Below are 11473 nucleotides of genomic sequence, written 5' to 3' on the forward strand. Positions count from 1 at the left end.
TTGAAATCATCGCTCTGGGAGTTGTCAATTCTTCATGCGCCCTTCCGATCTGCTCCTGCCGATGCCGCAAGGGCTCTATTGCCCGCCCGGCAATTTCTACATCGATCCGGTATCGCCGGTCGGCGCGGCATTGATCACGCATGGACATTCCGATCATGCACGTTCGGGCCACGATAAGGTTTTGGCGACATCGCAAACGCTGGACATTATGGCTTTGCGTTATGGAGAGCGTTTTGCGGGTGTCACGCAGGTAGCGACCGTGGGCGAAGAGATGCAGATCAACGGTGTCAGTGTACGCTTCGTCCCGGCCGGACACGTGCTCGGTTCGGCGCAAATCGTCGTGGAGAAGGACGGCCTGCGGATCGTGGCGTCGGGCGACTACAAACGCCGGCCGGATGCCACATGCCTGCCGTTCGAGCCGGTTGCCTGCGATGTCTTCATCACCGAGGCCACATTCGGCCTGCCGGTATTCCGCCATCCTGACGACCACGACGAGATCCGCCGGCTGCTGCATTCTGTCGAGCAGTTTCCGGAACGGACGCATCTCGTCGGCGCTTATGCTTTGGGAAAGGCACAGCGCGTCATCAGCCTGCTCAGGCAGGCTGGCTACGACAGGACGATCTATCTGCACGGCGCGCTGGAGAAGCTTTCCAGTTACTATCAATCGCAGGGTATCGATCTTGGCGATCTGGCACCGGCAACGCTTGAAAAAGGTAACCAGAACGATTTTGCAGGCGAAATCATCATCTGCCCGCCGTCAGCATTTTCCGATCGTTGGGCGCGGAGGTTTGCCGATCCGATCACCAGCTTTGCCTCCGGCTGGATGCAGATCCGCCAGCGTATCAAGCAGCAGGGTGTGGAATTGCCGCTCATCTTGTCGGACCATTCCGACTGGGATGAACTGACCGAGACGATCCGGGAGACAGGCGCTTCGGAGATCTGGGTCACGCATGGGCGCGAGGAGGCATTGGTGCGCTGGTGCGAGCTCAACCAGATTGCGGCGCGGCCGCTGCATCTGGTGGGTTATGAGGACGAGGCGGAATGAGGGGCTTTTCCGAACTCATCGACCGTCTGGTGCTGACGCCCTCGCGCAATGGAAAGCTGCGCCTGCTCAAGGATTATTTCGCGGAAACGCCCGATCCGGATCGCGGTTATGCGCTGGCGGCGCTGACGGATGGCCTCGATATTCCCGCGATCAAACCGGCGCTGCTGCGCACGCTTGCGGTGGAGCGGATCGACGAGGTGCTGTTTACCTATAGCTACGACTATATCGGCGATCTCGCGGAAACCGTTTCGCTCATCTGGCCCGAAAACGAGGCGCTTGCTTCATCCGATCCGCTCCGCCTATCCCAGATTGTCGTGACCCTGATGAATGCTTCGCGCATCGATGCACCCAGGCAGTTTGCTGCCATCCTCGACCAGTTGGACGCGCCCGGGCGCTACGCGGTTATCAAATTGGTGACCGGGGGCTTGCGGATTGGCGTCTCGTCGGGCCTTGCCAAACAGGCATTGACGGATTTTGGCGGCAAGGACGTTATCGAGATCGAAGAACTCTGGCATGGGTTGAAGATTCCTTATATGGAACTGTTCGCGTGGCTGGAGGGCAGGGCGGAGAAGCCGCAAAACGCCGCCCAAGCGCTGTTCCGTCCCGTCATGCTCGCCAACCCGGTGCAGGAGGGCGATCTCGACCTGCTCTTGCCATCAGACTTCCGCGCCGAATGGAAATGGGACGGCATCCGCGTGCAGGTAAGCTCGGAAGGCGGTGTACGGCGCATGTATTCCCGCAGCGGTGACGAGATATCGGGCACGTTCCCCGACATTCTGGATGCGATCAACTTCAAGGCGGTGATCGACGGCGAATTGCTGGTCGGCACGCCGCCGGATCACGTCGGCACCTTCAGCGACCTGCAGCAGCGGCTGAACCGCAAGAGCGTATCACCGAAGCTGATGGCGCAATATCCAGCCTTCGTGCGTTGCTATGACCTGTTGATGGAAGATGGCAAGGATCTGCGCACGCTCGGCTTCGATGAACGGCGAACCAGATTGGAACGGCTGGTCGCCACGCTCGATGCCACGCGTTTCGATCTCTCGCCGCAGCTCTCCTACGAAGACTGGGACCAACTTGACCGCATGCGCCAGCAACCGACCCATCCGATCATAGAAGGCGTGATGCTCAAGCAAAAGGATTCGCCCTACCTTCCGGGAAGACGCAAGGGGCCATGGTTCAAGTGGAAGCGCGATCCCTACACCATCGATGCGGTTTTGATGTATGCCCAGCGCGGCCACGGCAAGCGCTCGAGCTTTTATTCCGATTACACATTCGGCGTCTGGCAGGAGCAGGAAGGCATTCGGCAACTGGTGCCCGTCGGCAAGGCCTATTTCGGCTTCAGCGACGAGGAGCTGGCGCAGATCGACAAGTATGTCCGCGACAACACGATCGAGCGCTTCGGGCCGGTGCGTTCGATCAAGGCGACCGAGGCGGAAGGACTTGTGTTCGAAGTCGCCTTCGAGGGATTGAGCCGCTCGACGCGGCACAAATCCGGCGTGGCGATGCGCTTTCCACGGATATCGCGGCTGCGTTGGGACAAGCCGGCGGGCGAGGCTGACACGCTTGAAAATCTCGAGGCGCTGCTGGGCTAATCGACTTTCCTGATTGTCGGCGTTCCGGCCACATCCAACCTTATTCGTCCTCGGCCGACGTGAACGATTTGAATGGGAAATCCCTTGGCTTCAAGCCGGCGGCGCAGAAGCAGAAGACGAGTTTCGAGGTTGTCCTTGAGATCGGGTAATCTGAGCGCTTCCGTGAGCCGGATCTCTCGGTTGGTGAATTCGCTTCGCCCTTCCGAAATCGACCGATCGATCAAGTAGGCCAGCAGGCGGCCAGCCACCCCTTTGATCACATAATCGTTGCCGATAAAAATGCTGTCATCAAAGGCGTGATGCGTGATGGCGATCGGCTCCCCGTACGATGTGGAGGGCGCCTGGCGGGACGGTGCGGCGATGGTTTCGAATGCTTCTGTTTCACTGAGCGCGAGGGCCGCTGCGGTCTGGCGTCCCAGGATTTCGATAGCAGCCACGTCCTCGTCGCGAAAAGCCAGTCGCTCGTTGCTTTCGACAAAGATAACTCCACGAACAGCCTGACGAACGATGATGGGAACCGCCAGCTGGCTCATGGCGTCGGCCAGACGGGGCAGGGCTATGGTGCGCGCCTCGTTCTCGTCCGTACCAGAGGTATGAATGATTGCTTCGCCCATCCTCCGTACGCGGCTCATGTCGCTCACCTTGATCGGGCGTCCATGCGCGGCAGCGGAGGCGATCAGGTCGTTTTCGCCGCGCACTTCCGAACCAAGGCCCGAACGTTCGTAACCGATGCTGCCGACCGTGGTCAGCACGCCGGCGGCAGGATCGTTCAGAAGAACCAATGCGTGCTTGCAAGAAAGCTCGCTGCTGAGGCCCGCGAGCAATGCATCCATGATGCCGCCAACATCGGTTGCACGGTCAATGGCCTCTGCGATGCGCGCAACAGCGGTTAGTTCAGCAGGGCGGCGGTTGGCAACCTCGTCGCGGATCTCCGCATTGGATTTGGCGATCCTGATCTCGTGGACCCGAAAAATATCAGCGCTTCTCAGCCGCATGATCCCCGCCATGCCCACTTGGGCGCTGCTGGCCTTCAGATGCAGGGCGATGTGGTCGAAGAGCACGCCGTTGTCCACTGAGCGTTGGAATTCGATATCGAGCGTATATTGCGTACCATTGTTGCCATCGACCAACATCAGCGTGGCGTGGGGATTGGCCCGCACATTGGCTGCGGTCTTAGCAAAGAACTGGTTCGAGAGCGCTATATGATCGTCGTCTATCATCACCACATGTGAAAGATAGGAAATATTCGGCGTACCGTCCGCCGACACTGTGGCGATGATCGACGGAATGACGCCCTCGAAACAGGCATGCAGGTCGGCAAGCGCCACTCTCATGACGGTCGTCCCGCAGTTCTGCCGGCATTCGGGCCTGGTGTCTGCACATAGATTTCGGACACTGCCAGCGTCGCCACCATCGCATCGCGATTGGTGAGCCATGGTGCGGCAATCATTCCCGGTACGCCCAAGTCGATGAGTTCGGCGCGAATGGCATCGATGAAGTGGTCTGAGCGACGATAGTCGTCGGCATCGGGAGAGCGGAGCCAGGCCTTGCCTTTCATTTGATAGGTCACATAGTCCGACGGACAGACGAAGGTTGCCGCCAAACGGCCGGTGTCGTGGATATTGGCAATCGTTTCAGGCCATTGCCAGCTCGAGATCGTTATGTCGATATGCCCGCCCTCTGAGGGCAGGAACACGCCAACCGCCCTGGCAATTGCCGGACGGCACTCTGCGCCTGCGGTGCCGACGATGATCATCAGCGGCTTTTTCAGAAACTGCTTCAGGCCTTCATCAAGTTGCAAGCCAATGCTCCCTCGGAAACTCTCTCTCGTTTAGCAAAGATTTAGGAAGAAGGCATGCGTCTTTTAGGCACCATTTAGGAACGCGGATTTCGAATAAAAGATACCAGCTCTCCATTCGCAACAATGGAGTGAACCCATGCAGAGTATCATCCCCCATATCATGCCGGCTAGCGCAGTGGCCGTGATCGGTGCCGGGCCGAGCGGTCTTGCTGCTGCACGCTGGCTTGCCCAGCACGGCTTCGAACCGGTGGTTTTCGAAGCTTCCGGCCGCGTCGGCGGCCAGTGGAATACCGGCGCTGAACATAGCGCCACCTGGCCCGGCATGCGGACCAATACCAGCCGGGTGATGACCGTCTTTTCGGACCTCGATTATCCCGAGGGGACGGCGACCTATCCGCGGCACGACCAAGTGCAGGCTTACCTTGAAGCCTACGCGGAGAAGTTCGGTCTCGCGCGTTGCATAAGGTTCAACTCCGCCGTCGAACTGCTTGATCGTGCGCCGGGCCATGGGTGGCTTGTCCGCTCGCGCCAGAATGGTCTGGAAAAGGCGGAGATTTTCGTTCACGTCGTCGTGGCCACAGGCCGTTTCGTCGAAACCAGCATGCCGGAAATTCCCGGTCTCGAGAGCTTTGTTGGATCGCTCGGTATCTGCCACACCAAGGACTATCGTGGAGCGACGGTCTATCGTGGCAAGTCTGTCCTGATGGCCGGCTGCTCGATCAGTGCGCTGGAAATCGCCTCCGACATCGCGTTCGGCGGCGCAGCCGGAGTTCTGGCGAGCTATCGCAAGCAACGCTATGTGCTGCCCAAGCTGATTGCGGGCGTGCCGACCGAGCATGTGATGTTCACCCGCGCGGCTGCAATGGCTGCCCGTATGTTGCCGCCCGATATTCTCGCGGCCGGCATGCGCGACAAGGTCGTGTCCGTTTCGGGAAGCCCGGCACAGTTCGGTGCGTTCGAGCCGGATGCCAACATCTTTGCCGCTGGCATTACCCAGTCTCAGCATTTTCTGCCGGCAGTGGCGGAAGGCCGGATCGGCGTGAAGCCCTGGATCGAGCGCATTGATGGACGCACGGTGCATTTTGCCGACGGAAGCCGCGCCGCGCCGGACGGTATCGTCTTCGGCACCGGCTATAAGCTCTCCCTGCCGTGGCTCGCGCCAGAGATCGGTAGGCTGCTCGCCATCGATGGCGGGCATATCGATCTGCATGAGCATACCTTCCATCCGGATCTCCCGGGGCTGGCCTTCCTCGGTCTTTATGACGCAGTCGGTCCGACCTTCCCGGTGCTTGAATTGCAGGCTCGGTGGGTTGCTTATGCGCTGTCCGGCATACGGTCGATGCCGTCGCGCGAAGCGATGCAACAGGGCATCGAACAGGCGCGCGCCGGGCGCGGCGGCCCGACCGGCATTCCAATGAACATGCTGGCCATGCTGTTTGCCGGCAATGCAGGTGTCGAACCCAGACTCGGGAACTGGCGGCAGATAGAGAGAGCCCTGCTTGCCGGGCCGCTCTCTCCGGCTTCGTTCCGGCTGGACGGGCCTGATGCCGTGGCCGATGCTGCGGAACGGGTGAAGGCGGCAGCGCGTGCGTTCGGCTGCATCACCAGCGAGGACTACACCTCCGAGGAAGGCTTGATGCGCGCCATCGTCCTGCCGAACATGCAGGCGGCCTGATCAGCGTCGCGTCACTTAAAAATGGCGGCTGCGGCAGAATTTACTGACGCAGCCGCCCGGTGCTTTGAGGCCACTCAGTGCAAGTGCTTCAGCTTGTCCGGGTTACGCACGACATAGATGGCGACGACCTTGCCGTCTTCGATTTCAAGCGCGGTCGTTTGCAGTTCGCCATCCGCTTCTCGCGTCACGAAGCCGGGAAGCCCGTTGACGAAGCCGGTGTGTACGAGATGTGAGCCGTGCTTGATGAACAGCGCTGCCAGATGCTCGTGCACATTCATGACGGCTTCGAGGCCCAGGATCGGCTTGATTGCCGCAGAACGCTTGCCGCCGCCATCGGCATGGATACTGACATCGGCTGCAAGCATTGCACCGAGCGCCTTCATGTCGCCGCTGCGTGAGGCCGTAAAGAAGGCCGTCGCCAGTTCAAGGCCGTGCTGTTGATCCACCTTGAAGCGCGGCCGTGCTTCTCGGACGTGGCTGCGGGCACGTGCTGCAAGTTGACGGCAGGCGGCCGGATCGCGCTGGATGGTTTCTGCGACCTCTTCGAAACCCAGCCCAAAGACATCGTGCAGTAGAAAGGCCGCCCGCTCGAGCGGAGAAAGGCGTTCGAGCGCCAGCATCAGTGGCAAGGTGACGTCCTCCTCCTGTTCCTCTTCAACGACAGGATCGGGAAGCCACGGCCCGACATAGGTCTCGCGCTGTCGCCGCGCGGATTTGAGCTGGTCCAGGCAGAGTCGGGTGACGGTACGGCGCAGGAACGCTTCGGGTTCCCTTACCGAAGGGCGGTCAGCCCGGATCCAGCGGATGAACGCCTCCTGCACCATGTCTTCGGCATCGGCAACGGATCCCAGCATCCGATAGGCGACCCGTATGAGCTTGGGACGCAGCGGGTCGAATGTCGTCGCTGCGTCTTCCTGGCCGAACCCCGTCATCAGGCCGCCGTCGCCTGGGCCGCCTTCGCCGCCGCTGGATCGATCCACAGGCCGAAACCGACAGCGAGACGGTTCCACCCATTGATGACGTTGATCATAAGCGTGAGCTTCACCTGTTCCTCCTCGGTGAACTGGTCCTTGAGCGCCTCATAGGCATTCTGATGCGCGTGGCCTTCCGAAAGCCGCGTCAGGGCTTCGGTCCAGCCTAGTGCGGCCCGTTCGCGAAGGGAATAGCAAGGAGCCTCGCGCCAGGCCGACAGAAGGTAGATGCGCTGTTCCGTCTCGCCCTTCGCACGGGCTTCCGCCGTGTGCATGTTGATGCAGTTGGCGCAACCGTTGATCTGGGACGCGCGGATTTTGACCAGTTCGATGAGTGAAGGTTCCAGGCTGGCAGCAGCGGCCATGGATGTGCCCATCCAGCTCTTCATCAGGGCAGGGGCGGCGGCGAAGGGATCGAGCTTGGCAGTCATGGGTCAGTCTCCTTGGTTGGTTACGACACCATGACGAGACAGGAATTGCCGGTGTGACATGCACGGCGAATTTTTTGTGACCGAATTCGCGGGTGCATATTGTAGGTGCATCGCTGTCGCGGTGCTTGCGTGCTGCCCTATTTGAGGTCTGCTTCCTCCACGGTCCGCATTGAGATTATGGGATCACCGGTGCAAACGACATCAACGACGTGGTCGAGGCAGGCCACAGAAAAGTGGTTGAGTGGACCGGGGTGGTTATCTGTGGCCCAAGTGGCTTCAGCGACGTGATCAAGGAAGCCCGACTTTCGGTACGAGCGAAGAAGCTTCCCGCCGAATTCCTCGCTGTAATCCAGAGCATAGGACTCGTTACGGGTGGAAAATGCCACGTAGTTCTCGAATATGATAGTGAATGCGTAAAAACCAGCCAGTGTGGTGATCGCTCTGCCCGGCCCTAGGATTTCATCGATCGCCGATGAACCTGTTGAGATCGGGCCATACTCTCCCACTGATCTTGCTTCAAAAACCACGAGCTTGAGGTCCAGGGCATGGTCACCACGTCCGAAACTTTCGAGAGACACATAGACGCAAGAATCCAGTTTCTGACGCATATCAGACTGATCAGTCATTGGATGCCATCCAAAAAATTCTCGGCCGGTATCATCGCGTTACCAACTCATAGAATCAAAATGAAACCCCCGTCACCGGGGGTTCTGAAGTTTAAGAGGTTGCGAAACCTACTCCGCGGCCTGCTTGGCCATCGGGTTGTTCGGATGCGTGGTCCAGTTGGCGTACTGGTCGGAGACGACCTTGCCGGTGCGCTTGTCCATGCTGCCCGCTGCAAGCGGCACCATGGTGATGCAGTTCTCGACCGGACAGACGTCGATGCAGAGGTTGCAGGCGACGCATTCCTCTTCTATCACTTCGAAATGCCTGACGCCGTCGAGCATCGAGGTGATCGCCTGGTGGGACGTGTCCTCGCAGGCGATGTGGCAGCGGCCGCACTTGATGCAGGCATCCTGATCGATCTGGGCCTTGGCGATGTAGTTGAGGTTGAGATATTGCCAGTCGGTGACGTTGGGCACGGCCTTGCCCTTGAAATCGTCGAGCGTGGCATAGCCCTTCTCGTCCATCCAGTTTCCGAGGCCCGAGATCATTTCCTCGACGATCTTGAAGCCATAGGTCATGACGGCGGTGCAGACCTGGACGTTGCCGGCGCCGAGCATCATGAACTCGGCGGCATCGCGCCAGGTTGTCACGCCGCCGATGGCCGAGATCGGCAGGCCGCGGGTTTCGGCATCGCGGGCAATTTCCGCTACCATGTTCATGGCAATCGGCTTGACGGCCGGGCCGCAATAGCCGCCATGCGTACCCTTGCCGTCGATCGACGGCGTGGGGGAACAGGTGTCGAGATCGACGCCGGTGATCGAGTTGATGGTGTTGATCAGTGACACGGCATCGGTGCCGGCTTCGTGGGCGGCCCGCGCCGGGCGGCGGACGTCGGTGACATTCGGCGTCAGTTTGGTGATCACCGGCATGCGGCTGTACTGCTTGCACCAGCGCACGACCATGGCGACATATTCCGGCACCTGGCCGACCGCAGCGCCCATGCCGCGTTCGGACATGCCGTGCGGACAGCCGAAATTGAGTTCGATGCCATCGACTTCGGTCTCTTCGACCAGCGGCAGGATCGCCTTCCAGGCTTCCTCCTCGCAGGGCACCATGATCGAGGCGACGATGGCACGATCCGGCCAGTTCTTCTTGACCATCTTCATTTCCTGCAGGTTGATCTGCAGGGGACGATCAGTGATCAGTTCGATGTTGTTGAGACCGAGCAGGCGGCGGTCGGCGCCCCAGATGGCGCCATAGCGCGGACCATTGACGTTGACCACCGGCGGGCCTTCCTCGCCCAGCGTCTTCCAGACCACGCCGCCCCAGCCGGCCTTGAAGGCGCGCTCGACATTGTAGGCCTTGTCGGTCGGCGGCGCGGATGCCAGCCAGAACGGATTGGGGGACTTGATGCCGACGAAGTTGTTTCTGATATCAGCCATTGTTCATCCTCCCTTACGCAACCGCCGCGGACGATGCACGTCCGGCTGCGAATTGTCGATCAATCGATTCCGCCGCATCGCGACCGTTGGCGACCGCCGTAACGGTCAGGTCTTCGCCGCCGACAATGCAGTCGCCGCCAGCCCAGACGCCCTCGACAGAGGTTCGTCCTTCGGCATCAACGACGATGCGTCCTCCCTCCAGTTTCAGTGCGTCGAGACCGGTTGCGTCAAACTTCTGGCCGATCGCCTTGAAGATCTGATCGGCGGCTATCATGCCGACTTCGCCCGTAGACACCAGCTTGCCGTCCTTGATGGCGGTGTAGGCGACTTCGATGCCGGCCACCTTGCCGTCCTTGCCGATGATCGATTTCGGTGCCAGCCAATGGCGGATGGTCACACCCTTGGAGGCGGCCAGATCCTGCTCGAATTCCGAGGCGTTCATCTGGTCCTTGCCGCGACGATAGCATATCGTCACCTCTTCCGCACCCAACAGCTTCGACTGGATGGCCGCGTCGATTGCGGTCATGCCGCCACCGAGCACGACAACGCGCCGGCCGATGCTGACTTCGCCCTTGTTCGTGGCCTGGCGGAGGTCGGAAATAAAGTCGACGGCATCCTCGACGCCGTCGAGATCCTCGCCATCGACACCAAGCGAGTTGACGCTGCCCAGGCCGACGCCGAGGAACACGGCATCGAAATTGGCGGTCAGTTCGCCGAGTGTAAAGTCCCGGCCGAGCGCCTGGCCGATGCGGATCTCGATGCCGCCGATTTCCAGGATGTAATCGACTTCGCGCTGGGCGATGCTGTCGGTCGCCTTGTAGGCGGCGATGCCGTATTCATTGAGGCCGCCAGCCTTTTCGCGGGCATCGAAGACGATGACCTGGTGGCCTTTCATGGCGAGGCGGTGGGCGGCGGCGAGGCCGGCGGGACCAGCGCCAATCACGGCGACACGACGATGGGTCGGTTCGGCGCGGGTGTAGAATTGCTTGTTGGCAGCCATCGCCGCATCGGTGGCGTAGCGTTGCAGGCGGCCGATTTCCACCGGCTTTTCCTCGGCTGTGTTGCGCACGCAGGCCTGCTCGCACAACGTTTCGGTGGGACAGACCCGCGCGCACATGCCGCCGAGAATGTTCTGGTCGAAAATCGTCTTGGCGGCGCCGATCGGGTTTCCAGTCGATATCTGCCGGATGAACAGCGGGATATCAATGGAGGTGGGACAGGCCGTCATGCAGGGCGCGTCATAACAGAAATAGCAGCGGTCCGAGGCGACAAGCGCTTCATGCCGGCCGTAGGCCGGATGCAGGTCGGAAAAGTTAGCCTCGATTGACTGTGGGTCCAGTCTGCCTGGACGGATTCCGGGCGCAGGATTGGTCATTTTCTACATTCCCCTTTTGTTTATTTGAAGGGAGCGTAGCAAAGCTTTAAAAATTTATCAAACGGTAAAATTTTGAAGCGGCACTCGTCAAAATGGTTGCAGGATGACCAAAAGGACGATGGCCGCAACGAAGATCATCGTCACCAATGCCGAGTTGCGAAGAAATGCCGAAACAGGTTGCGCCGGAATCTGCTGCATCTTCCTGAAGGCAGCCGCTTGTGCGCCGTGGATTCCGCTCAGAAGAAACACAAGCGCCATCTTGGCCATCAGCCACGGGGCGGCGAAGTAGCTCGCGAGATAGGCGAGCGTCAGCCCCAGAACCCAGACCAGCAACAAGGCAAATCCGATGATCGGTCCGTTCCAGAAGCGGGCGGCTGAAATGACCGCATCCAACTGCTGCACGCCGGGCCTGAGATAGCGCAGCAGGAAGCCGTTGAGGATCATGCCGCCGATGAAGATGAAAACCGCCACCAGATGAGCGGCCTTGAGCCAAAAGAAGTAATCCATGTGCGTTCTCCGGTTGTGATGGCAG

General features: G+C 60.1%; 11 protein-coding genes. 3 read left to right on the forward strand and 8 right to left on the reverse strand.

Going from position 1 to position 11473, the window contains the following annotated elements; translation table 11 throughout:
- Positions 1-34 precede the first annotated feature (34 nt).
- Together JJB09_RS21160 and JJB09_RS21165 are read left to right on the forward strand one after the other, a co-directional pair.
- Positions 35-1045: a ligase-associated DNA damage response exonuclease gene (locus tag JJB09_RS21160; protein ID WP_201663078.1), complete on the forward strand. Its 1011-nt coding sequence runs from the start codon at positions 35-37 to the stop codon at positions 1043-1045.
- On the forward strand, positions 1042-2640 hold the full coding sequence (locus tag JJB09_RS21165; protein ID WP_201663079.1) for a cisplatin damage response ATP-dependent DNA ligase: 1599 nt from the start codon (positions 1042-1044) through the stop codon (positions 2638-2640). Before JJB09_RS21160 ends, JJB09_RS21165 begins: the two co-directional genes overlap by 4 nt.
- Here the strand turns inward: JJB09_RS21165 and JJB09_RS21170 are convergent.
- Entirely contained in the window at positions 2637-3974 is a 1338-nt protein-coding gene (locus JJB09_RS21170) for a GAF domain-containing protein (RefSeq protein WP_201663080.1), read from the reverse strand. The two genes, JJB09_RS21165 and JJB09_RS21170, sit on opposite strands and share 4 nt — an antisense overlap.
- Positions 3971-4441 (reverse strand): pyridoxamine 5'-phosphate oxidase family protein, encoded by a 471-nt coding sequence (locus JJB09_RS21175; RefSeq protein WP_201663081.1) that lies wholly within the window; start codon positions 4439-4441, stop codon positions 3971-3973. Before JJB09_RS21175 ends, JJB09_RS21170 begins: the two co-directional genes overlap by 4 nt.
- Positions 4442-4577: 136 nt before the next feature.
- On the opposite strand from JJB09_RS21175, the gene JJB09_RS21180 reads away from it, so the two are divergent.
- The gene (locus tag JJB09_RS21180; protein WP_201663082.1) at positions 4578-6116 is read left to right on the forward strand and encodes a flavin-containing monooxygenase; all 1539 of its coding nucleotides are present in this window, start codon (positions 4578-4580) and stop codon (positions 6114-6116) included.
- A gap of 74 nt (positions 6117-6190) precedes the next feature.
- Here the strand turns inward: JJB09_RS21180 and JJB09_RS21185 are convergent, their stop codons facing one another.
- The 6 genes from JJB09_RS21185 to JJB09_RS21210 all read right to left on the reverse strand — a co-directional run bounded on the left by JJB09_RS21185 (position 6191) and on the right by JJB09_RS21210 (position 11448).
- Entirely contained in the window at positions 6191-7048 is an 858-nt protein-coding gene (locus tag JJB09_RS21185; RefSeq protein WP_201663193.1) for a sigma-70 family RNA polymerase sigma factor, read from the reverse strand.
- Positions 7048-7518 (reverse strand): carboxymuconolactone decarboxylase family protein, encoded by a 471-nt coding sequence (locus JJB09_RS21190; protein WP_201663083.1) that lies wholly within the window; start codon positions 7516-7518, stop codon positions 7048-7050. Before JJB09_RS21190 ends, JJB09_RS21185 begins: the two co-directional genes overlap by 1 nt.
- A gap of 137 nt (positions 7519-7655) precedes the next feature.
- A complete protein-coding gene (locus JJB09_RS21195; RefSeq protein WP_201663084.1) occupies positions 7656-8144 on the reverse strand; it encodes a hypothetical protein in 489 nt (162 codons plus the stop codon).
- 108 nt (positions 8145-8252) lie between these two features.
- The gene (preA, locus tag JJB09_RS21200) at positions 8253-9566 is read right to left on the reverse strand and encodes an NAD-dependent dihydropyrimidine dehydrogenase subunit PreA (protein WP_201663085.1); all 1314 of its coding nucleotides are present in this window, start codon (positions 9564-9566) and stop codon (positions 8253-8255) included.
- A 13-nt stretch (positions 9567-9579) separates the two neighbouring features.
- Positions 9580-10941 carry an NAD(P)-dependent oxidoreductase gene (locus JJB09_RS21205; RefSeq protein ID WP_201663086.1) on the reverse strand — a complete coding sequence of 454 codons (1362 nt, stop codon included), beginning with the start codon at positions 10939-10941 and terminating at the stop codon, positions 9580-9582.
- Between the two features lie 87 nt (positions 10942-11028).
- The gene (locus JJB09_RS21210; RefSeq protein WP_201663087.1) at positions 11029-11448 is read right to left on the reverse strand and encodes a CopD family protein; all 420 of its coding nucleotides are present in this window, start codon (positions 11446-11448) and stop codon (positions 11029-11031) included.
- Positions 11449-11473 lie beyond the last annotated feature (25 nt).

The sequence above is a fragment of the Phytoamicus setariae genome (genome assembly GCF_016722925.1).
In the GTDB taxonomy this organism is placed as follows: domain Bacteria; phylum Pseudomonadota; class Alphaproteobacteria; order Rhizobiales; family Rhizobiaceae; genus Rhizobium_E; species Rhizobium_E setariae.

Coding starts and splice junctions, on each gene's coding strand:
- JJB09_RS21160 (WP_201663078.1), top strand. CDS start 35: ATGCGCCCTTCCGATCTGCTCCTGCCGATGCCGCAAGGGCTCTATTGC.
- JJB09_RS21165 (WP_201663079.1), top strand. CDS start 1,042: ATGAGGGGCTTTTCCGAACTCATCGACCGTCTGGTGCTGACGCCCTCG.
- JJB09_RS21170 (WP_201663080.1), bottom strand. CDS start 3,974: ATGAGAGTGGCGCTTGCCGACCTGCATGCCTGTTTCGAGGGCGTCATT.
- JJB09_RS21180 (WP_201663082.1), top strand. CDS start 4,578: ATGCAGAGTATCATCCCCCATATCATGCCGGCTAGCGCAGTGGCCGTG.
- JJB09_RS21185 (WP_201663193.1), bottom strand. CDS start 7,048: ATGACGGGGTTCGGCCAGGAAGACGCAGCGACGACATTCGACCCGCTG.
- JJB09_RS21190 (WP_201663083.1), bottom strand. CDS start 7,518: ATGACTGCCAAGCTCGATCCCTTCGCCGCCGCCCCTGCCCTGATGAAG.
- JJB09_RS21195 (WP_201663084.1), bottom strand. CDS start 8,144: ATGACTGATCAGTCTGATATGCGTCAGAAACTGGATTCTTGCGTCTAT.
- preA (WP_201663085.1), bottom strand. CDS start 9,566: ATGGCTGATATCAGAAACAACTTCGTCGGCATCAAGTCCCCCAATCCG.
- JJB09_RS21205 (WP_201663086.1), bottom strand. CDS start 10,941: ATGACCAATCCTGCGCCCGGAATCCGTCCAGGCAGACTGGACCCACAG.
- JJB09_RS21210 (WP_201663087.1), bottom strand. CDS start 11,448: ATGGATTACTTCTTTTGGCTCAAGGCCGCTCATCTGGTGGCGGTTTTC.